Annotated in this window: 12 protein-coding genes; 8 read left to right on the forward strand and 4 right to left on the reverse strand. The window is 31.2% G+C overall.

What is annotated here, in order from left to right; genetic code table 11:
* Positions 1-154 precede the first annotated feature (154 nt).
* From bioB to odhB, 7 genes are all read left to right on the forward strand, one after another.
* A complete protein-coding gene (gene bioB / locus V9L04_RS10645; RefSeq protein ID WP_338794115.1) occupies positions 155-1,156 on the forward strand; it encodes a biotin synthase BioB in 1,002 nt (333 codons plus the stop codon).
* A 4-nt stretch (positions 1,157-1,160) separates the two neighbouring features.
* Entirely contained in the window at positions 1,161-1,634 is a 474-nt protein-coding gene (locus V9L04_RS10650) for a DUF6314 family protein (RefSeq protein ID WP_338794117.1), read from the forward strand.
* Between the two features lie 310 nt (positions 1,635-1,944).
* On the forward strand, positions 1,945-3,612 hold the full coding sequence (locus tag V9L04_RS10655; protein ID WP_338794119.1) for a SulP family inorganic anion transporter: 1,668 nt from the start codon (positions 1,945-1,947) through the stop codon (positions 3,610-3,612).
* 250 nt (positions 3,613-3,862) lie between these two features.
* Positions 3,863-4,906: an IS630 family transposase gene (locus V9L04_RS10660; protein WP_338790132.1), complete on the forward strand. Its 1,044-nt coding sequence runs from the start codon at positions 3,863-3,865 to the stop codon at positions 4,904-4,906.
* 34 nt (positions 4,907-4,940) lie between these two features.
* The gene (locus V9L04_RS10665; protein ID WP_338794121.1) at positions 4,941-6,014 is read left to right on the forward strand and encodes an AAA family ATPase; all 1,074 of its coding nucleotides are present in this window, start codon (positions 4,941-4,943) and stop codon (positions 6,012-6,014) included.
* Between the two features lie 4 nt (positions 6,015-6,018).
* Positions 6,019-6,633 (forward strand): DUF3226 domain-containing protein, encoded by a 615-nt coding sequence (locus V9L04_RS10670; RefSeq protein WP_338794123.1) that lies wholly within the window; start codon positions 6,019-6,021, stop codon positions 6,631-6,633.
* 172 nt (positions 6,634-6,805) lie between these two features.
* A complete protein-coding gene (gene odhB / locus V9L04_RS10675; RefSeq protein ID WP_338794125.1) occupies positions 6,806-8,368 on the forward strand; it encodes a 2-oxoglutarate dehydrogenase complex dihydrolipoyllysine-residue succinyltransferase in 1,563 nt (520 codons plus the stop codon).
* 118 nt (positions 8,369-8,486) lie between these two features.
* Here odhB and V9L04_RS10680 read toward each other — a convergent pair whose 3' ends face one another.
* The 4 genes from V9L04_RS10680 to rpsT all read right to left on the reverse strand — a co-directional run bounded on the left by V9L04_RS10680 (position 8,487) and on the right by rpsT (position 21,985).
* Positions 8,487-14,600: a PAS domain-containing protein gene (locus V9L04_RS10680; protein ID WP_338794127.1), complete on the reverse strand. Its 6,114-nt coding sequence runs from the start codon at positions 14,598-14,600 to the stop codon at positions 8,487-8,489.
* A 133-nt stretch (positions 14,601-14,733) separates the two neighbouring features.
* A complete protein-coding gene (locus V9L04_RS10685; protein ID WP_338794128.1) occupies positions 14,734-19,338 on the reverse strand; it encodes a PAS domain-containing protein in 4,605 nt (1,534 codons plus the stop codon).
* 282 nt (positions 19,339-19,620) lie between these two features.
* Positions 19,621-21,540 carry a 1-deoxy-D-xylulose-5-phosphate synthase gene (locus V9L04_RS10690; RefSeq protein ID WP_338794129.1) on the reverse strand — a complete coding sequence of 640 codons (1,920 nt, stop codon included), beginning with the start codon at positions 21,538-21,540 and terminating at the stop codon, positions 19,621-19,623.
* A 187-nt stretch (positions 21,541-21,727) separates the two neighbouring features.
* On the reverse strand, positions 21,728-21,985 hold the full coding sequence (gene rpsT / locus V9L04_RS10695; protein ID WP_338794130.1) for a 30S ribosomal protein S20: 258 nt from the start codon (positions 21,983-21,985) through the stop codon (positions 21,728-21,730).
* A gap of 748 nt (positions 21,986-22,733) precedes the next feature.
* Here rpsT and V9L04_RS10700 point away from each other — a divergent pair.
* On the forward strand, positions 22,734-23,120 hold the full coding sequence (locus V9L04_RS10700; protein WP_338794131.1) for an STAS domain-containing protein: 387 nt from the start codon (positions 22,734-22,736) through the stop codon (positions 23,118-23,120).
* The last annotated feature ends 233 nt before the right edge of the window (positions 23,121-23,353 follow it).

Below are 23,353 nucleotides of genomic sequence, written 5' to 3' on the forward strand. Positions count from 1 at the left end.
TACGATTTATCAAAGCAGTTGAGACAACCAATAGCTTTGTGAAGTCAATTATGATTTATTATCGATAGTTTGTGATTTATAAAAAAATAATTTATTGGTTTTCATTTCTCATACTATAAAATTTAAAAAATCATTCATATAAAAATACACGCAAATGTCAGAAACACCATTAGACCACTTAATAAAAACAAATTGGACTCGTGCAGAAATAGCCGAAATTTATAATACACCTGTTTTAGAACTCATTTATAAAGGCGCAAGTGTTCATAGAAAATTCCACGAAACATCAGAAGTACAAGTTTGTACACTTTTATCTGTCAAAACAGGAGGCTGTCCAGAAGATTGTGCTTACTGTCCACAGGCTGCACGTTATCATACCGACGTAGAAGCAAGTAGAATGTTGAAAAATCAAGAAATTGTAGAAAAAGCAAAAGAAGCCAAAGAATCTGGCAGTACACGCTTTTGTATGGGCGCAGCTTGGAGAGAAGTTCGTAACGGAAGAGAATTTGACCGAGTAGTTGATGCTGTAAAAGAAATCAATGGAATGGGTTTAGAAGTCTGTTGTACATTAGGAATGCTTACAGAAGAACAAGCTCAAAAACTAAAAGAAGCTGGACTTTACGCTTATAATCACAACTTAGATACAAGCGAAGAATATTACGACAAAATCATCAGCACGAGAGATTATTCGAATCGTTTGGATACCTTGGAGAATGTTCGTAAGTCGGGTATTTCGGTTTGTTCGGGTGGAATTATCGGAATGGGAGAGGCAGAAGAAGACCGTATCGGAATGCTTCACACACTTGCCACACTTCCAGAACATCCAGAATCTGTTCCTGTAAATGCGCTTGTACCTGTGGAAGGAACGCCTTTGGAAGAACAAGAAAAAGTTTCGGTTTGGGAAATGGTCAGAATGATAGCGACAGCACGTATTATTATGCCTAAAGCAATGGTTCGTCTTTCTGCTGGTCGTGTCAGAATGAGCGTTGAAGAACAGGCTCTTTGTTTCTTGGCTGGTGCAAATTCTATTTTTGCAGGAGATAAACTCTTGACTACTCCAAATCCAGATGCTAAAACAGACAAAGAATTATTCCAAATCTTGCAAATAAAACCTCGTCAGGCATTTAAAAATGAGGAAAATACAGTAAAAGTATAGTCAAATGTCAATTAAATCTATAAAAGAAATCTTCAATAGCTTAGAAGGAAATTGGTTGTTTGATAGAAAATTAAAAAATCTTACAACAAGTACCCTAGATTTTGCTAACGGAAAAGCATCGTTTACTTTTTTAGATAGAACTGACTATAACTCTTTGTATTATGAAGAAACAGGAGTTCTTTCTTTATCCAATAGTTCTAAAAAGATAAATTTCACAAGGAAATATATTTATCAACTTGAAGATGATACCATTCATATTTTACTAAATGATGGCGTAACGAAAGGAGAATTATTTCAAAGTCTTGTTCCATTAGATGATGGAAATAGCTTTGTAGGAACTGAACATGTTTGTAGATTAGATTTACACAATGGGAAATATTTTTTTAAAAATGAATCCTCATTTGATACTGAGTATACTGTAAAAGGTTCAAATTCAAATCTAGAAATAAAATCTGTTTACACTAAAATAGAAAATTAACTTTGTAATTAGTTTTTTGTTAATCCAAAATACTCTGATAATAGTTTAACATTTCAACTATTGACAGTCTTCTGAAAGGACTGTCAAAGCCTTAAATCGTTTTAAAATCCATTATTTATTATAAAAATAGATAATGGATTTTTTCATTCTCCCTAAACTCTTCTTCCTCTGTGGTTCAAAAGAAATTTTTATTCCCTATTCTCTTACTCCAGATTTAAAATCGTACCTTTGCATCTTCATTAAAAAAAGACATTACACACAATCAAATAAAGACAATACAGATAAAAATTTTACAAAATAAATTCAAAAGATGACTCAAATTTTTCAAAACTTTACTCAAAATTTTTCTAAAACCTTTACACAAAATCCCAAAGATGATATCCTTTCAGGACTTACAGTTGCTCTAGCTCTTGTTCCTGAAGCGATTGCTTTTGCTTTTGTAGCAGGAATTGACCCAATAATTGGTTTGTATGGTGCTTTTATGATGGGCATTGTTACAGCGATTTTTGGAGGACGACCAGGGATGATTTCGGGTGCAACAGGTGCGATGGCTGCCGTTGTTGTTAGTACACATTTGATTATGAAAGGAAATGAAGTAGGAGCTACTTTAGGAATGGAAGCTGATTATTTGGGTGTGCAATGGCTCTTTATTACGCTTTTGTTAGTCGGTATATTTCAAGTTTTGGCTGGTGTTTTTCGTTTGGGAAAATTTGTCCGTCTGATTCCTCATCCTGTAATGATGGGTTTTGTTAATGGTCTTGCAATTGTGATTTTTATGGCACAAATAGATTTTTTTAAAGAAACTGTAACAGTTGGAGGTACTGCTGAAAAAGTATGGTTACAAGGAAATGATATGTATATTATGATTGCTCTAGTTGCTCTTACGATGGGAATTATGTTTGGTCTGCCAAAACTAACCAAGAAAGTTCCTTCTGCTTTGGTAGCAATTGTAGTTGTGGCTGCCATTACAATTTTTGGAGGAATAGAAGTAAGTACAGTAAAATCATTTGTAATCGAAGGAAGTGGAGGAAAATCAACAGGAATTGAAGGTTCTTTGCCTACTTTCCAAAACCAGATTTTTACGCTTTTCTATACAATGAAAGAACATTGGACACTTATTTTATCAACTGCTTTTCTTTTGGCTGCTGTTGGACTGATAGAATCATTAATGACATTGAATTTATTAGATGAAATGACTGAAACTAGAGGAAGTGGAAACCGTGAATGTGTTGCTCAAGGAACTGCAAATATTTTGAATGGTCTTTTTGGTGGAATGGGTGGTTGTGCTATGATTGGACAATCAATTATCAATGTTGAGTCTGGTGGTCGTGGTCGTTTATCGGGTGTTGTTGCTGCGATTGCACTTCTTTGTTTTGTGCTTTTTGGTGCGCCACTTATCGAACAAATTCCGATTGCTGCCCTTGTTGGTGTTATGTTTATGGTTGTCATTGGTACTTTTGCTTGGAGTAGTTTCCGTATTTTACACAAGATTCCTGTTTCTGATGCTATTGTTTTGATTACTGTTTCGGCTGTTACGGTGTGGCAAGATTTGGCGATTGCTGTTTTTGTAGGTGTGATTATGTCTGCTTTAGTTTTTGCTTGGGAAAATGCAACTCGTATTCGTGCTAGAAAACACATTAAAGAAAATGGAACAAAAGTATATGAAATTTGGGGCCCTTTATTTTTCGGTTCTACACAGGCTTTTAGTGCTAAATTTGACCCAAAAAATGATCCACAAAAAGTAGAAATAGATTTTATAGAATCAAAAGTAAGCGACCATTCAGGTATTGAAGCATTGAGAGGCGTTGCAAATCGTTATTTAGATTTAGGAAAAGAAGTAAAACTGACGCATTTGAGTGAAGAGTGTATTACACTTTTACTCAAAGCAAATCCAAAATTTGAAGAAGTAATTGAGCGTTCGATTGATGACCCTCGTTATTATGTAGTGAGTGATGTAATGGATGGAGTAGTTTCTTAGAGTCAATTACGAATGTAAATCGCTAAATATCAGAAAGTTAAAAGTATTAAAATAGCAATTTATTTAATTTCTATTCCTTAGGAAAAACCAAATCAGATAATCTTTATAGGTTGTCTGATTTTTTTGTTCAAAATCTGAAATATTTTTGTCAAACTGGAATAAGGATTTTTTGTATATTTGTTAAGAATGATTGATATACTCATCCGTAATTAGATTTCAAAAATATCTAAATTTTGATTATTTTTAGCTTATGAATTTTCAACTTAGTATTTCTGAACGAGATATTTTAAAAGATTATCGTAAAAGTTCTTCAGGAAAGAAGGACTATATTCGTTGTACTGTTCTTTTAGGTCTTGACCAAGGTAAGTCAGCAAAGGAGTTGTCAGAGCTTTTAGGTGTTGATTTAAGTAGTGTTTATAATTATGTAAAAAGTTATAATTCCTGTGGTCTTTCTAGTTTTATTTCTTCTAATTATTTAGGTTTTTGGGGTAAGTTGGATAGTTTTGATTTGGCAGATTTAGATAAAGAACTTCGTTCTCACTTGCATAAAAACTGCCAGTCTATTGCTTATTGGATAAAAGAAAATTTAGGTATTGATTACGCTACTAAAAGTCTTCCTAGTTTGATGAAACGTCTAGGTTTTTCTTATAAAAAGACAAAAACAGTTCCTGCTAAAGCTGATAAAGAACTTCAAACTCACTTTATAGAAGATATAGAGGCTTTGATAGAGCGTTTAGATTCAGAAAATGCTGTTCTACTCTACGCAGATGCTGTTCATCCTCAATGGAATACCCGAAGTAATTATGCTTGGATTCCAACAGGAGAGGAAAGAGAAATTAAAAGTAGTAGTGGTAGAAAGCGCATAAATTTGACAGGTACAGTAAACATTCAAAATCCAAGCGATATACTCATTAGTGAATCAGAAACAGTTGATTCAGAGAGTGTAAGAGAATTTTTAGATAAAGTAGAAGCAGCGTATTTAGATAAAAGCAAGGTGTATATGGTCTTAGACCAAGCCTCCTATTTCAAATCTTATTTGGTGCAAGACTGGGTATATGGCTCTAAAATAGAACTCATTTACTTGCCTGCCTACTCGCCTAATTTAAACTTAATTGAAAGACTTTGGAAGTTGATGAGAAAGAAAATAATTGATTATGAATACTACAATACATTTGAAAAATTTAGGACTAACGTCCTTGCATTTTTTGAATATATCGTTGATTATAAAGATGAGCTAGAAACACTTTTAGCCCCTAATTTTCACGTCCAATTTTCGAAAACCAATTTCTATTGAGTATAAAATAATTTAATTAAAAATACAATTACTTATGATAGAATCTATTTTTATCAAAAATTATAGGAATATAGAGGAGTTAGAATTGAAAAATCTAAAACCTATCAATTTAATTACAGGAAAAAATAATACAGGTAAAACTTCTTTATTAGAGGCTTTTGGAATTATGGTTAGTCAAGATTCTTATAAATTTTTTATTAAAACTGCAATGCAACATAGTGGGGTAAAATATGATATAGATAATTTTCATAGCTTTCCATCAGAAAATAATATTAAAATTCTTAGCTCCTTATTCAAGGATAGATATATTGATGAAAATAATAGAGTTTCTATACAAACAAGAGGAAATAACAGTTATAAAAGTATTGACTTTTATCTTTTCGAAAAAGCATATAATAGTACAGAAGAGCAAAGGACTTATGAAAAAGCATGGTTTCTAGCTAGAAATGTAAAAGATAGTAACAGTAATTTTAACAATGTATTGCCACTTGGTAATCGGAAATTACTAGATATTCTTCATAACACTTCTACCACAGTAAAGAACAACTTTTTATATTTTGTTGAAAGTAACATAAATTTTAATACACAAAATAGCTTATTATTTGACAAAATATCACTTACACACAAAGAAAAGTATGTAATTGAAGCATTACATATTATTGAGCCTACATTAGAACGTATTGCCTTTGTTGATGATGGTTTCAATCGTAGAAAAGCAATGGTACGACTTTCTGATACAGAAGAAATTGTTCCTTTAGAAAGTATGGGGGATGGAATAAATCGTATTCTGACTATTATTTTATCTTTACTTAATGCTGAAAATGGCTATTTATTAATTGATGAGGTCGAAAATGGATTACATTATAGTGTACAAGAGGATTTATGGAAAATTATTTTTTATCTATCTGAAAAACTAAATATTCAAGTTTTGGCGACTACACATAGCAACGATTGTATCAGTAGTTTTGAAAATGTATTGAATGATTCAGAAATAGAATACGAAGGAAAATTAATTCGTTTGGATAATAAAAAAGGCAAAATCGTACAAGTAGATTTTGATAAAGAGGAATTAAAAATAGCTACTGACCAAAATATTGAAATAAGATAATTGAATGAAAAATACAACACAACAATTACTTGTCGAAGGAAAAGATGACCAAAATGTTATTTGGGCATTGTGTGGAAAATTTGATTTGAAACAAAATTTCAAAGTCGAAGATAGCCAAGGAATTGAAAAGTTAATCTCTCAAATTTCAGTTCGCTTGAAACAAGCATCTATTCATACATTAGGCATTGTTGTCGATGCAGATACACAGCTACAAAGTCGTTGGCAAAGTATCAAAACAGAATTTGCTAAGGAAAATATTATACTTCCCAATTCTATTTCTGAAAGTGGTTTTATTCAAGATTTTGAAGAAATAAGAATTGGTATTTGGATAATGCCAAACAATAAAACTGATGGAATGGTAGAAGATTTTATACAATTTTTGATTCCCAAAGACGATAAACTTTTACCTTTCGTGGATAAGCATTTAGAAGAAATAGAAAAACAAGGATTGAACAGATATAGCGAAACACATAAATCAAAAACTAGAATCCATGCATGGCTTGCTCTTCAAGAAAAATATACTCCAATGGGACAAGCCATTACAGTGAATTATTTGACTACTGACGAAGAAAACTGCCAACTATTTGTTGATTGGTTAAAAGAATTATTTAGAGCCTAGTTTATTTTCATCTCTAAACTTCAAAATACAAGTGGTATCATTTATCACAATTTTTTAGTATTTTTGAAGTATATTTAAACTATTGTAGTCTATTTTGAATTTTATACATAAATTCTTGATAAACCTGAGAAAACAACCAAAAAAACTGTAACGACAAAACTCCTAATACGATATGGCAAAAGAAATGAAAATACCTACTGTTGGCGAATCTATCACAGAAGTAGTCATCGCAAACTGGCTTGTAGAAGACGGCGACCACGTAGAAATGGACGACCTTATCTGTGAATTAGAATCTGATAAAGCAACTTTTGAAGTTCCTGCTGAAGCTGATGGAATCATAAGGTTCAAAGCAGAAGCTGGCGATACTTTAGAAATAGGCGCACTTCTTTGTGTAATCGAAGAGGGAGAAAATGGCAGCGAAACTAAAGAAGAAACCAAATCAGAAACAAAAGAAACTCCAAAACAAGATACAGCAAAAGCAGAGACATTTATCATGAAAATTCCGACAGTAGGCGAATCTATTTCGGAAGTAGTATTGGCAAACTGGCTTGTAGAAGATGGCGAAGAAGTAGAATTGGATGACCCAATCTGTGAATTAGAATCTGATAAAGCAAACTTTGAAGTTCCTGCTGAGAAAGCTGGAAAAGTATTTCACATGGTAGAAGCAGGCTCTACACTTGCTATTGGAGACGATTTTGCCAAAATCGAAATGGGTGGAAGTGGTTCTTCTTCTAGTTCAAGTAAAGAAACTACAAGCGCATCAAATGCTCCAAATAGTGATATGTATTCTAGTGAGGATTCAGGGTATGCAAAAGGACATGCTTCTCCTGCTGCTTCAAAAATGTTAGCTGAAAAAGGAATTGATGCAAGAGATGTAAAAGGAACAGGAAGAGATGGCAGAATAACAAAAGAAGATGCTCAAAATGCCCAAAAATCATCTTCTACATCTGCTCCTTCTCAACCAAAAGCTCCTGCATCTTCTAAGAAAGATGATAAAGCACCATCAAGTGCTGAAACACAAGGCGACCGTAGTACGAATGTAGAACGTATGTCTTCGCTTCGCAAAACAATTGCCAAACGTTTGGTAGCTGCAAAAAATCAAACAGCAATGCTTACTACTTTTAATGAAGTAGATATGTCGGCTGTTATGGAAATGCGTAAAAAATACAAAGATAAATTTAAGGAAACGCATGAAGTAGGTTTAGGATTTATGTCTTTCTTTACAAAAGCTGTAACGATGGCACTTATGGAAATTCCTGGGGTAAATGCTCAAATTACAGGTGATAATAATGATGAGATATTATATCATAATTATGCTGACGTTTCGATTGCAGTTTCTTCTCCTCGTGGTTTGGTTGTTCCTGTTATTCGTAATGCAGAACAGCTTTCTTTTGCAGGTGTAGAAAAAGAAGTGGTTCGTTTGGCTGTAAAGGCTAGAGATGGAAAACTTACTATAGACGAAATGTCTGGTGGAACATTTACTATCACAAATGGTGGTATTTTTGGCTCAATGCTTTCTACTCCAATCATTAATGCTCCTCAATCAGCTATTTTAGGACTTCATAATATTGTTGAGCGTCCTGTTGCGATTGATGGAAAAGTAGAAATTCGTCCAATTATGTATATCGCTCTTTCTTATGACCACAGAATCGTAGATGGAAAAGAATCTGTAACTTTCCTTTACAGAATCAAAGAATTGATTGAAGATCCTTCAAGATTACTTTTGGGAGTTTAGATTTTGTAATGATGTCGTTGGTGAGACACCAACAACGGCAATAGAGTTATGAAAAAGCCTTTACAATCATTTTGTAAAGGCTTTTTTGTTGAAATTTACTGAGATTTATGATGAGAATTTATTTTATAGGTAGTTCTACAAAGAAAGTCGTACCTGTATTTTCACCTATATTTTCGGTTTCGAACCAAATTTTGCCGTCATGCTTTTCAATGATTTTTCTGACAATATTAAGTCCTAATCCACTTCCTTCTCCTACTGGTTTGGTAGTAAAGAAAGCATCAAATATTTTTTGTTTGACTTCATCTGGCACTCCTTTTCCTGTATCTCTTACTGAAACAAGAATTTTATTTTCCTGCTTTTTGGTAGTCATATATATTTTGCCTTTCTTATTCTTGCTAGTATCTATGGCTTGAATAGCATTATGAAGCAAGTTTGTCCAAACTTGTGCTAGTTCGTCTTCATAGGCATTTATTAAAGGCAAATCTTCCATTTCTCTAATTACCTCAATTCCATATTTGAGTTTATTTTGATATAAAATCAATGTATTTTCTAAGCTTTCATTAATACTAGTAGGTTTCTTTTCTCCTGTATGATCTTGACGAGAAAAATTTTTGAGAGTAATAATAATTTTTGAAGCTTTTTCAGTTGCAATTCTGACAGTTGTATTACTTTTCATAATTGTAGATATTTCATAGATGGAATGAAAAAATTCTACAGCCTTAGGTAATTCTAAAAAGGGTTCATAGAGTTCTGTGTATTCGTTCAATCCTGTATCAACTAAAATATCAGCAATTCTATCAGCTTGATAAATATTTCTATCTTCAAATTCAGCAATTAATTTGTATTTTATAGCTCTTTTTTCTCTAGAAGAATAAAGTTTGTTTGTCTCCATTGATTTTTCTACCAAAATATTAAAACCTTCTAATTGTTGCTCAGTAAGTGTTTTTATTATTTTAGGTAAGTTAGATAATGAATCTTTAAGTAATTTGAAAATAGTTCCTGCTGAGGAGTGAATTGCGCCTAAAGGTGTATTTATTTCATGAGCAATACTAGCAACAAGTTGCCCTAGTGTTGTCATTTTTTCATTATGAATAAGCTGTGATTGAGTTTCTCTTAGTTCGTTTAGTGTTTCTTGAAGTTCTTGGTTCTGCTTTTGTATTTTAAGTTCGGTTTGTTTTAGTTGATCAATATTTTGCATAATTCCAGTCCATAAAATACTTCCATCATCCATACGTGTTGGTTTGGAGGTAGCATGTATCCAAACTTCTTTTTCATTTTTGATTAGGCGAAGTTCGGATTCCCATTTTTGCATGGTATCAGCCGATTTTTTTCCTGAAGATTGAAAGCCTAACAAATCTTCAGGGTGTATAGATTCAAAAATATCATTAGATGAGTTATTTTGCATTTCTTGAGGTGTAACTCCCAAAACAAATTCTGAGCCTTTACTAACTAAGGGAAAAGAAATATACCCTTCTTTATCTCTCTTAAACTGATAAATCATGGCAGGAACAGCATCAAAAATCTGTTCTAACTGTTGTTTTTGTGTTTCTAAATCTTTCTGTAAGTGATACATTTCTCTGATTCCTTTTCTGAGTTCTTGCTCAGATTTAGCTAAATCTTGATTTTGTTCTTCAATAATGTTTTCATGTTCTTTTTGTCTAGTAATATCTTGAGTAACTCCCCATACTGATATAGGATTACCTTCTTTATCTTTGACTAGGGTAGCTTTTGCTTCGTGATAACGTATTTTTCCTTCAATAGGTACTGTTCTATATATAGCATGATATTGTGGAATTTTCTGTGTTATCAAATCTATAATCATTTGATTGACTCGTTCAAGGTCTCCTTTATGAATTCTTAGGGAAGTGATTTCAGTATCTATTTTTGTATCTACGTTAATACCAAATAGTTTTCTAGTTTGTTTGTCCCAGTAGGGTTGATTAGTAACTAAATCTATTTCCCACAATCCAATATCAGTTTTTTCTAAGGTTGTAGTAAGTTTGTTTTGTGCAATTTGAGTTTCTTTTTTTGCTATTTCTAATTCTTCTACTTTTTGTTGAATTTTAACTTCTGCTTGTTTTTCTTTAGTAATATCTTGAGTAACCCCAAAAACAGAGATAGATTTGCCCTCTTCATCTTTTAGTAATACAACCTTAGAGTCATAGTATTTTATAGTTTCAGAAGAAAGGTTTACTCTATACGCCATGTGATAGGTTGGAATTTTTTCCAAAATTAAATTTTCCAACATTTTGTTCATTATTACAAGGTCATCTTTATGGATTTTGGATGATGCTATTTCATTATTGATTTCTTCAAATTCATTAACACCAAACATTTTTCTGATTTGCTTATCCCAATAAGTTCTACCAGTTAGTAAATCAACTTCCCATATTCCGATACCTGTTTTTTCTAAGGTAGTAGAAAGTTTATTTTGAATTTTTTGAGTTTCTTGTTTTGCTTTTTCTAGTTCATTTAATTTTTCTTTGAGTTGAATTTTCGCCTCTTTTTGTTTGGTTATATCTTGTACAGTACCTACTAATTTTGCTTGATTATTTTCCTTTATAAGTACACCCTTAGAGTGGTAATAACAAGTAATATTTTCTTTGTGTAGCATTCTGTACTTAATATCAAAAATAGATGAATTATTTTTTGTTAAATCATCAATACTTTTTAGCACATTTATCAAATCTTCAGGATATATTTTTTCTTGCCATTTTTCAGGTGTAAAACTATCTTTTGTTTCGTGAAATAATTTATAGGATTGTTCATCCCAAAAAGTTTCTCCAGTTGTTAGATTCAGCTCCCACAATCCAACACCTGTTTTTTCTAGGATTAGGCTCAGTTTTGATTGAATCTGTTGAATTTCTTGTTTTGCTTTTTCTAGTTCATTTACTTTTTCTTTAAGCTGAGTTTCAGCATTTTTTTGAAGCGTTATATCTTGAAGCAGTCCATATAGTTCGATTGTTTTTCCTTGCTCTATTTTAGGAATTCCGATTACTCGTACCCATTTTTTATTTCCTTTATGTGTAGTTATTCTGAGTTGTTTGTCAAATGAAATTCCACTATTTATAGCATTATTAAACGAATCAGTAATCACTTTTCTATCTTCTTCATGATAAGATTCTAATCCATGATCTATTGAAGATTCATAATTATTATCTACTTCATGTATTTGTCGAATAATTTTGTCTACTTTATTAACTCTAGTTTCTAAATCAAATTCCCAAACACCAATTACTGCATTGGCATTACAAGTTTCTAAAAGTTTACTAGTATGTAAGAGTTGGTTTTGAGAAACTTCAAGTTCTTCTAATTTTTGTTGAAGAATAATTTCATTTCTTTTTTGCTTATCTATATTTTGAGTTGTACCATAGAGTTCAACACATTTTCCATTCTCAAATGTAGGTACACCAATTACCCTTACCCAAATTTTATTTCCTTTTGCTGTAATGATTTTAAGTTCTTTATCAAAAGGAATTCCTTCTTCTACAGCTTTTTTAAACAAATTAGTTATTGTCTCACGGCTATAACCCTCTGTATAAAATTCTATTCCATTTTCAATTGTAGTAATAAAATTAGTATCTACTTCATGGATTGATTTAGTTACTTTATCCCAAAGTACAGACTGATTATTTAGGTCAAGCTCCCAAGTTCCAATTTGTGCAGCTTCATTAGAAGCATCTAATAATTTTTGAGTATGAATAAGTTGATGCTGTGTAATTTCTAATTCATCTATTTTTTGCTTTATCTCTAGCTCAGCTTCTTTTTGAGCTGTTATATCTTGAAAAGTACCATAGAGTTCGACACATTTTCCATTTTCAAGTGTAGGTATTCCTATAGTTCTTATCCAAACTTCATTTCCTTTAGCAGTAACAATTTTAAGTTGTTCATCATACGGAATTCCTTCTTCAAAGGCTTTTTTAAATACCTCAGTAATTTTTTCTCGGCTATATCCTTCTTTATAAAAAAGAATCGCATTATCAACATTCCAAAGGAAATTATCATCTACTTGATGAATCTGTCTAGTAATTTTATCAACATTTGTACTAAAATCATCTATATTAAGTTCCCAAGTACCTATTTTTGCAGCTTCATTGGAAGCATCTAATAATTTTTGAGTATGAATAAGTCGATTTTGAGTAGTTTGTAACTCTTCTACTTTTTCTTTTATTTCTAGCTCAGCTTCTTTTTGAGTTGTTATATCTTGAAATGTACCATACATTTCTATACATTTTCTGTTTTCAAATGTAGGAATTCCAATAGTTCTTACCCATTTCTCATTTCCTTTTGCAGTAATAATTATGAGTTGTTCGTCAAAAGGCATTCCTTCTTCAAAAGCTTTTTTAAATACCTCAGTAATTTTTTCTCGGCTATATCCTTCTTTATAAAATTCTATTCCATTTTGAGCATTCGAAACAAAATCATTTTCTACTTGGTGTATTTCTTTAGTGACTTTATTCCAAGTAGTTGTAAAATCATCTAGGTTAAGTTGCCAAGTACCTATTTTTGCAGCCTCATTAGAAGCATCTAATAACTTTTGAGTATGAATAAGTTTATTCTGTGTAGCTTCTAGTTGTGATATTTTTTCTTTTAGTTGAATTTCTATTTCTTTTTTCTCTGTTATATCTTGAAAAGTACCGTATAGCTCTACACAAACTCCATTTTCCATAGTAGGTACGCCTGTAGAACGAACCCACCTTTTGTTTCCCTTATTAGTTACGAATTGGAACTCGTCATCATAACTTATTCCCTTTTCAAGAGCCAAGTCAAGATTTTTTTTAATTTTTTCTTGATCTTTGTCTTTATAGAAAGAAATGCCAATTTTATCATCAACTATAAAATTTTCATCTACTTCATGTATTTCTCTGATGATTTTATCCCATTTGACAAGCCGTGTTTTTAAGTCTAACACCCAAACTCCAACTCTTGTATTTTCATTGCAAGTTTTAAGAATTTGTTGAGTATGTATTAATTCTTTTTGTATAATTTCTAGTTCTTTTAACTTTTCTTTGATTTGTAATTCAGCTTGTTTTTGAGAAGTAATATCTTGTATAGTACCATAAAACTCTATACAACTACCATTTTCCATGACTGGAATTCCTATTACTCTTATCCATCTTTTATTTCCTTTGTAAGTAATAATTTCGAATTCTTCATCAGGTTTTTTTCCTTCTGTAAGAGCTAACATACCTACTTTTTCTATGCGTGCTTTGTCTTTTTCTTGATAGAATTCAATTCCATTATTGTGTATTACAAAATCTTTATCTACTTCATGTATATTTCTAGCTATTTTGTCCCATTGCACAATTCCTGTTTTTAAATCTAGATTCCATATACCAATCTTTGCATGCGAGTTACACGTATTGAGGAGTTTTTGTGTTTGAATTAATTCTTTGGTTTGTATATCTTTTTCTTTTTCAGACATTACTTTATCAGTCACCTCTATGCCTATACATTGTATTTCTTCTGCTATTCCATCTTTATTGAGAATGAGTTTACATTCCCAATCAGAATATATGTACTGAGAAGTTGTTTTTTGAGTTTTTCTATCAAAAATAGGTTTTCTGAGATGAACAAATACAGAATCATTAGGAGAAGCAAAACATTTATGAACAGCCTCTATATATTTTTCACGGTCTTCTACTAAAATTGCAGACACAGCAATTTGTCCAATAATCTCTCTTTTATCTAAGCCCAATCGGTCGCAAAAATGATTATTGACATAGGTATATTTTCCTTCTAAATCAGTTCGGATAATAAAAACACTATTATGGTTTAGCATAGATTCATATCTGTTTACGATACGAATCAATTCAACTTCTTGTTGATGGTTTGTTGTTGTATTGGTGTGTGTTACTACTACTCTATGATTATTTTCTTCAGGACTTCCAAAAATAAGAGCTTTCATTTTTACCCACAAAGTAGTTCCATTTTTATGGAAAAATCGTATTTCATTTTCATAGATAGTAGAACTGTTTGTCGTTTTATAACTCAAAAAAATAGTATTTATTTTTTTTACGTCTTCAGGATGAACAATTTTTTGAATTTGGTTACCTTGTAATTCTTCATATTCGTATCCTAAGAGATTGCAAAACTTAGGATTTATCCATTTATCATTAGGTTTTTCTAAATTCCAAAACCAAAGTCCATCAAAAGCATTTAGTTGAACGAAATCAAAAAAATCTTCATCAGACTTTAGAATCTGATAGAATTCTTGTTTTAAATAGTTCATATAGTAAGTAGCAAATTTTTAATTATTAGTAAGTGGTAGTTAATCCAGCTTCTTGACTTAATTCTTTAAGGTCAGAAAACAACTTCATTTTAGTTTTACTAAAACAGAGTTGTTTTTCTTTGTTTTTTATTTTTTACAAAGGAATTTCGACAAAAAATGTTGTTCCTTCTCCTTCTTTACTCTCAAACCAAATATTACCATTGTGTTTGTTAATTATTTTCTTGACAATATCTAATCCAAGTCCACTTCCTTCTCCTGCTTTTTTGGTTGTAAAGAAAGCATCAAAAATATGTTCTTGAGCTTCTTTTGGAATACCTGTACCCGTATCGCCAATACTTACTAGAATGTTTGTTCCCTTTCTCCTTGTTTTCAAAATAAGTGTACCTTGATTTTTCATAGCTTGTATAGCATTGTGAATAAGATTAGTCCATACTTGCACAAGTTCATCAGGAAATCCCATTATTTCAGGAATATCATTAAATTCTTTTTGCATATCAATACCGTGTTTTATCTGATTTTGATATAAAACAAGGGTGTTTTCGATGCTTTTATTTACATCTGTTTTTTGTTTTACACCGTTTTGGTCTTGACGTGAAAAATTTTTGAGCGCAAAAATAATTTTTGAAGCTCTTTCTGTTGCCATTTGAATAGTCTGATTACTTCTAATTATTGATGATATATGATATATCGTTTGAAGTAACTCATAAGGCTTTTTGGAGGCTAGTATATTATTTACCATTTTATCATCCTTATAAATACCACTATCGACAAGCAAGTCAGCAAAACGGTTATTATATTGGACATTTTTATAAGAGTCAAGTTTATCTATCAAATCATACTTCAATGTTCTTTGTTCTCTTGAAGAAAGTGAAATGTTATTTTCTGCAGAAAACTTAACTGCTTTATTAAATATTTTGAGGTCATTTGGTGGTAAGGCACTCAAAAATTCAGGTAAAACAGGTAGAGTTTCGGTAAGCGTTTGTTCAATTCCTCCAGCCGACGAACGAATAGCGCCCAAAGGTGTATTTATTTCGTGTGCAATATTTGCCACCAATTGTCCTAATGTAGCCATTTTTTCACTATGAATAAGCTGACTTTGCGTACTTTTTAGTTCTCTCAATGCTCGTTCTACTTCTATTTTTTGTCTTTGCAGTTCTTCTTGTGTAGTTTGCAGTTCTTCAAAGTTTTGACGTAGCTCTTCTTCTGAGGTTTGGAGCATTTTATTTTTTTCTAAAATAAGCTGTTCGGCTTCTTTTCGGACTGTTATATCTGTTTCAACTCCCACAAACTGAACTACTTCTCCTGTTTTTTCATCAAAGACAGGAGTAATACTGATTTCTAACCAATATTCTTTTCCATATTTAGAATAATTTAGAATTTCTTGTGTAAATGGTTTCTTAGATTTTAAACCTTCACGAATTGCTAAAACATGTTCTCTTTTGGTTTCTTTTCCTTGTAGAAGCGCACCTGGTTTTTTGCCGATTACTTCAGTGAGAGAGTATTCTGTGATTTTCAAAAACCCGTCATTTACCCAAATAATATAACCTTGAGCATCTGTAATAACCACAGCATTACTAGTTTCGCTTGCCACAACAGAAAGACGTTTCAAATCTTCTTCATCTTTTTTGCGTTTGGTAACATCAGTTTCAATACCAATAAACTGAGTTATTTCGCCTGTAAATTCATCTATGACAGGAGTAATATTGAGTTCTAACCAATATTTTTTGCCCATTTTGTCATAATTTAGAATTTCTTGTGTAAATGGTTTCTTAGATTTTAAACCTTCACGAATCGCTAAAACATGTTCAAAGTTAGTTTCTTTTCCTTGCAACAACTTTCCAGGTTTTTTGCCTATAATCTCAGGAAGTGTGTAACCTGTTGTTCTAGTAAAACCTTCATTTACCCAAGTTGTATAACCTTCTGCATCTGTAATAACAATGGCATTACTTGTTTCTCGTGCCACAACAGAGAGCTTTCGAAGTTCTTTATCTGCTTCTTTTCTGTCTGTAATATCTTGAGCCATAGCAAGATAGCCGATTGTCTCTCCTGTTTTGTCATTTTTGATGCTACTTATATGTAATTCTACTGGAAATATTTTTCCATTTTTAGAAATATATGTCCATTCTTTTGCTGTGGGCAGATTACGTTTTGCTTTTGCTGTCAGAACATCAAAACCTACTGGAATAATTTCATCTAATTCTTCTGAAAGTTCTTTTGCATAGGCTTTTATTTCATCCATATCATGGAAAATAATAGGAGAAACTTTTCCTACTACTTTTTCAGCTTCGTATTCTAATAATTTTTCTGCAAGCGAATTAAAACTAGTAATTGTACCTTTCAAATCAATTGCTATGAGCATCATTGGAGCATTTTCTAAAATTGCTTTTCTATAAATGCCTTCTTCTTCAATTTTTATTTTTTGTTCCTGAAGTTGCTCTTGAGTTGCATTCAATTCCTCTAAGTTTTGTCTCAGTTCCTCTTCTGTTGCTTGAAGTTCTTCTTGTTGCGCTTGAATTTCATTTTCATTTTGTTTTTGGGCATTGTAATTTGTAGCAATTTTGATTACTCTAATTACTTCTCCTTTGTCATTTGTTACAGGACAATATGCACCAAAAACCCACAAATCTTTATCAGATTTGGTTTTTCGTCTGAAAACTCCACTTACTGTTTTTCCTTTTTTTAGTTTGTCCCAAAGGTCTTTAAAATATATTTCTGTTTGCTCGTCTTGAGGCAAAAGTTTTTTATGAGAAAGTCCGATAAGCTCACCTTGATCAAATTCGGTCCATTCAGCAAAAATTGGATTTACTTTAATTATTTTCCTTTCTAAATTAAATTCTACATACCCAAAACTGGTACTGATAGCATCTAATTGAGATTTATTTAATAAGAAAGTTTCTTGTAATTGCTCTTGTGTAGCATTTAACTCTTCCAAATTTTGTCTTAATTCTTCTTCTGTTGCTTGTAGTTCTTCTCGTTGTGCTTGGATTTCAATTTCAGCTTCTTTTTGAGTATTATAATTAGAAGCAATTTTGATTACTCTAATTACTTTTCCTTTTTCATTTTTGACAGGACAATATGCTCCAAAAATCCATAAGTCTTTATCAGATTTGGTTTTTCGTCTGAAAACTCCACTTACTGTTTTTCCTTCTTCTAATTGTTTCCAAAGATTTTTGAAATAACTTTCAGTTTCATCATCTTGAGGTAGTAGTTCTTTGTGTGAAAGTCCGATAAGCTCACTATCAGAAAACTCTGTCCAATTAGCAAAAATTGGATTTACTTTAATTATTTTCCTTTCTAAATTAAATTCTACATACCCAAAACTGGTACTGATGGCATCTAATTGAGATTTATTTAATAAAAAAGTGTCTTGTAATTGTTCTTGTGTAGCATTTAACTCTTCTAAGTTTTGTCTTAGTTCTTCTTCTGTTGCTTGCAGTTCTTCTTGTTGCTGTTGAATTTCATTTTCAGCTTCTTTTTGAGCATTGTAATTAGAAGCAATTTTGATTACTCTAATAACTTCACCTCTGTCATTTTTGACTGGACAATATGCCCCAAAGACCCATAAATTTTTATCAGATTTAGTTTTTCGCTTAAATACTCCATTTACAGTTTTTCCTTCTTCTAATTGTTTCCAAAGGTTTTTGAAATAGGTTTCTGTTTCTTCATCTTGTGGTAGTAGCTCTTTGTGTGAAAGTCCGATAAGCTCACTATCAGAAAACTCTGTCCAATTAGCAAAAATTGGATTTACTTTTACGATTTTTCTATCCAAATTAAATTCTACATATCCAAAACTAGTACTGATAGCTTCTAATTGAGATTGATTAAGCAAAAAAGTTTCTTGTAATTGCTCTTGTGTAGCATTTAACTCTTCTAAGTTTTGTCTTAGTTCTTCTTCTGTTGCTTGTAGTTCTTCTTGTTGTTGTTGAATTTCATTTTCAGCTTCTTTTTGAGCATTGTAATTAGAAGCAATTTTTATTACTCTAATAACTTCTCCTCTATCATTTTTGACTGGACAATATGCACCAAAAATCCATAGATTTTTATCAGATTTAGTTTTTCGTTTAAATACTCCACTTACTGTTTTTCCTTCTTCTAATTGCTTCCAAAGGTTTTTGAAATAATTTTCAGTTTCTTCATCTTGAGGTAGAAGTTCTTTGTGTGAAAGTCCGATAAGCTCACTATCAGAAAGCTCTGTCCACTTAGCAAAAATTGGATTTACTTTCGTTATTTTTCTTTCTAAATTAAATTCTACATACCCAAAACTTGTACTAATGGCTTCTAGTTGAGAATTGATAATTAGATTTGATTCCTCTAATTGTTCTTTTTGAATTGCTATATCAGCTTCAGCTTTTTTTCTATCTGTAATAAGATAACGAATAGATAAATAACTCGTAATTTTTTTATTTTCATCAAACATTGGATTAATGACTGTATCTACCCAATAAAAAGAACCATCTTTGGCTTTATTTTTTACTTCAGCTCTCCATGTTTTCCCTCTAGAAATATCTCTCCACATTTCCTTCCAAAACTCTTTTGTATGATGTCCAGAGTTTACAATTCTGTGGTCTTTTCCTAAAAGTTCCTTTTCTGTGTATTGAGAAATACGACAAAACTCATCATTGATTTTGGTAATTTTTCCTTGTTTATCAGCTATTGAAACAATAGCACTTCTATCAAGGGCATCCACTAAAGACTGAAGCTGATTTTGGCAATTTTCTAATTCTTCGTAAGTGGTCATAGTTTTATCTTCTGTTTATTTAAAATACATATTGATATCACCATTAGAAAATAGTGAGTTAAATTGATCAAAATAAGGGGAAGTATTCTTTACTCTAAACAAAATCTAAATTGGGGAAGTATTTTTCAGCAAATAAAAATAGTGTGAAAAGCACTGATTCTATTCTTGTAAAAATTTAAGTTTTAGTTTGTTTAAATTACTTAAGTTAAGATACTGTTTTTTACTATTTAATGCAAGTATTTTTAGATAAAACAGAATATAATTTTGATTTATGTAGTTAAATCAAATATAAAGGCTGATTATATTTATTATACTTTCAGTGCTTATTCCACAGAAGTTATATTGTTCTTGCTGGGTTGCTTGGGAAATAATAGAATCTGGAACACCTAAAATTTCTACTTTATCAAGGCGTTGTAAATAGTTGTTTTTATTCAAAAACTCTAAGATAGCACCTCCAAAACCTCCTATTTTACTTCCATCTTCTATTGTTATTATGTTTTTTATATTCTCAAATCCCAAAATATGATGTAAAATATCTTCATCTAAAGGTTTACAAAAACGCATATCATAATGAGCTATTTTATTTTGAAAGTCTTGATTATTTTCTAAAACTTCAATAGCTTCTTTGGCAAAATTTCCTGTAATTCCGTAAGAAAGGATTACAATTTGAGTTTGATTATTGGCTTTTTTTATACTTTTGGCTTTTCCTATTTCTATTTTGTTTTCTGATTCTTCTAATTCATTAATTGACAATAATTTTTCTTTACTCGTATCATTATTTTCTACTAAAAAGCCTTCTCCACGAGGATAACGAATTGCAAAAGAAGTTTTGTTTTTTTCTAATTGGGCAGCAAAAAGCATTTTTTGAAACTCTATTTCGTCCATTGGTGCAGCCAAAACAAGATTTGGAATAGCACGCAAAAAAGCAATATCATAAACTCCTTGATGTGTTGCTCCATCTGCTCCCACTAAGCCTGCTCTATCAATACAAAAAATTACTTTGAGTTCTTGTACACAAACATCATGAATAATTTGGTCATAACTGCGCTGCAAAAAAGTAGAGTAAATGACACAAAAAGGAGTCATTTTTTGAGTAGCCAACCCTGCCGAAAAAGTAACAGCATGTTGTTCTGCAATTCCAACATCAAAAATACGATTAGGAAATTCTTTTTGCATCTCTAAAAGTGAACTACCTGATGCCATAGCAGGAGTAACAGCAATAATTTTAGAGTTTTGTTTGGCTAATTGTGTAATTGTTTTACCAAAAACATCTTGAAATTTGAGAAATGACTTTTTAGTTGAGGACTCTGATTTGATAAGCTGACCTGTTTTGGTTTCAAATTTGGCTGGAGCATGCCACGAATTATATTTCGATTCTAATTCTGAATTAGCATTTTCAATAATTCCTTTTCCTTTTATGGTCTTGATATGAAGAAAATGAACTTTATTTGTATATAAATTCTGATTTGTGTTTTGCTTTAATTCATCAAAAAAATCAAGTAATGTTTCTAAATTATGTCCATCTATAGAACCATGAAAATTTCCTCCAAAAAACTCAAATATAGAAGGAATAGCAAATGTATTTTCTGAATTTTCTTTTTTCCATTTCTGTTTTGAAAGCTCTTCAAAATGGCTTTTGAGTGTACCAACATTTTCATCAATAGACATTCCATTGTCATTAAGAATTATCAAAACATTGGGTTGAATGCCATTTTCTATGTTATTTTGTATATTATTCAAAGCCTCAAAAGGCAAACCAGCCGTAAAAGCACCATCACCAATAACTGCAATATGCCAACGGTTTTTTATGCTTTCATCTTGTGAAAATTGAGAAGTCACAGCCATTCCCAAAATAGCAGAAATAGAAGTAGAAGAATGTCCTGTTCCAAAATCATCAAATTTGCTTTCTTTGATAGAAGGAAAACCTGAAAGACCATTATGTTTTCTGATAGTATGAAACTTATTTTTTCTGTTTGTCAGAATTTTATGTGCGTAGGCTTGATGCCCAACATCCCAAACAAGTTTGTCAGATTGTTCCGTACCCAAAAAAGAAAAGGCTTTATGAAGGGCAATAGTAAGCTCAATTACCCCCAAAGTTGCACCCAAATGCCCTCCATTTTGTGCTACATGTTCGATGATAAAATGACGAAGTTCTTGGCACTTTTCTTTTAGTTCTGTAAGAGTGAGATTTTTGATAGACATTTTTACTACATTGAAACCTCGTTGACGGTTTCATTTGAGTCTCAACGACGGCTGATTTTATAAAACATATCAACCATCAACGAGCTTAAAAGCGTCGTTGAGGATTTTCAAATTAAAACAGAAAAAGGCAACTTTAAAATATTAAAGTTGCCTTTTTATAATGAAATACTAAAATTTCTACTACAAATTATGCAGACAAAGTGTTTACATATTTCATCAATTTAGATTTTTTGTTAGCAGCATTTCTATCGTGAATGATATTGCGTTTTGCTAATTTATCTACCATTGCGATTACTTTAGGAAGTAATTCTTTTGCTTCTGCTGCATCAGTAGTTGCACGCAAACGCTTCATGAATGTACGAGTAGTTTTTAATTGGTAACGGTTACGAAGACGTTTAGCTTCATTTCCACGAATACGCTTGAGGGCTGATTTATGATTTGCCATTTAATGTTAAACTATTTTTGATGAGATTTTCTTAAAACAGAAAAAATCATCTGATTAAAAAGAATTCTTTGTGATTAAATAAAAAACCTAATTTCAATCCTAAATTTAATAAAAATAGAGCAATCCGTTTATTAAATTACAGAGCTTTGATTTTATGAGAGGAATAAAATAAAAGCCTGATGAAAAGTTGGAAACAATTACGAATTACGAATTAAAAATTACGATAATAATCTAATGATTAGTAACGATTTACAAATTAATGTTTAATTTTTTTACTTGTAAAGTATTCGTTTTTTGTGCTTTTCTTGATTATTCGTTTTCATCTTATTGTATCAAAATACAATTTGATTTTACGATTTTTTGAACTGATTTCTTTTGATAAAACCTTTAATCTTACTAAAATAAAGATTTTTGTCTTCTACAGTTCCTAATTAAATAAGAACCGTATAAAGAGCGCAAAAATACGACTTATCTACAACTTTCACAAACTATGAGACAATAAAAATAAAGAAAAGTCAAAAAAAAAATTGAAAGGAATAAATGGAAAGCACTGTAAATGTTAATTTAGAAAAGACTAAAAAACAAGGTTTAAACAATAGAGAGGTTTTGAGGTTTTTTTGTAACTTGCTAGACAAACAAAACGATTTGATTTTTTGAGAGATGATTAAATTTTCAAAAAATTATTTCGTATATTATTCAAAACCATTTTTTGATTCCTACTCCCTATTCATTTTTATAAAAAAATAGTATGAAATTTACACTCAACAAACAAGAACAATATACTGTATTTAAGTTGCAAGAAGAAAAACTAGACTCTTCAATTGCACCCAAATTAAAAACCGAATTTTTTACGTTGTATCAGTCTGGAATGATTAATCTTATCTTTGATATGGGCGATATTAAGTATGTAGATTCATCTGGACTTAGCTCTATTTTGGTAGCAAAACGCCTTTCTGAGCAAATCAACGGGTATTTGGCTCTTGCTGCTGTTAGCGACCACGTTATGAAACTCATGACAATTTCAAAATTAGATAGCGTTTTGAATATCATTCCAACAGTAGCAGAATCTGTTGATGCTGTTTTTATGGCAGAACTAGAGCGTGATATTAAAGAAGATGAAAAAAATAATGGTTAATTATAAGTGATTAATTATTAAAGTTTATCATGAATATTTTTGTATAGCAGTCTTCCAAACTGTTGAATAGGATAAAATACTGATTTTATGTTCATACAAGATGTCTGAACTACCTTAATGCAAACTGTGATAAGGTTTATTAATGAAATTCTCTTTTTCTAAACCCCTAAAATCAATTTAATTTATAATTTGGATTGATTTTAGGGTTTTGTTATTTTTTCAGTTATTAGTTG

Origin of the sequence: Bernardetia sp. MNP-M8, assembly GCF_037126285.1 — a bacterium.
Lineage (GTDB): Bacteria > Bacteroidota > Bacteroidia > Cytophagales > Bernardetiaceae > Bernardetia.

Bases quoted from the DNA above. Each gene is read 5' to 3' on its own strand.
- bioB (WP_338794115.1), top strand. From the start codon at position 155: ATGTCAGAAACACCATTAGACCACTTAATAAAAACAAATTGGACTCGT.
- V9L04_RS10685 (WP_338794128.1), bottom strand. From the start codon at position 19,338: ATGACCACTTACGAAGAATTAGAAAATTGCCAAAATCAGCTTCAGTCT.
- V9L04_RS10690 (WP_338794129.1), bottom strand. From the start codon at position 21,540: ATGTCTATCAAAAATCTCACTCTTACAGAACTAAAAGAAAAGTGCCAA.
- V9L04_RS10660 (WP_338790132.1), top strand. From the start codon at position 3,863: ATGAATTTTCAACTTAGTATTTCTGAACGAGATATTTTAAAAGATTAT.
- V9L04_RS10650 (WP_338794117.1), top strand. From the start codon at position 1,161: ATGTCAATTAAATCTATAAAAGAAATCTTCAATAGCTTAGAAGGAAAT.
- V9L04_RS10700 (WP_338794131.1), top strand. From the start codon at position 22,734: ATGAAATTTACACTCAACAAACAAGAACAATATACTGTATTTAAGTTG.
- odhB (WP_338794125.1), top strand. From the start codon at position 6,806: ATGGCAAAAGAAATGAAAATACCTACTGTTGGCGAATCTATCACAGAA.
- V9L04_RS10655 (WP_338794119.1), top strand. From the start codon at position 1,945: ATGACTCAAATTTTTCAAAACTTTACTCAAAATTTTTCTAAAACCTTT.
- V9L04_RS10680 (WP_338794127.1), bottom strand. From the start codon at position 14,600: ATGAACTATTTAAAACAAGAATTCTATCAGATTCTAAAGTCTGATGAA.
- V9L04_RS10670 (WP_338794123.1), top strand. From the start codon at position 6,019: ATGAAAAATACAACACAACAATTACTTGTCGAAGGAAAAGATGACCAA.
- rpsT (WP_338794130.1), bottom strand. From the start codon at position 21,985: ATGGCAAATCATAAATCAGCCCTCAAGCGTATTCGTGGAAATGAAGCT.
- V9L04_RS10665 (WP_338794121.1), top strand. From the start codon at position 4,941: ATGATAGAATCTATTTTTATCAAAAATTATAGGAATATAGAGGAGTTA.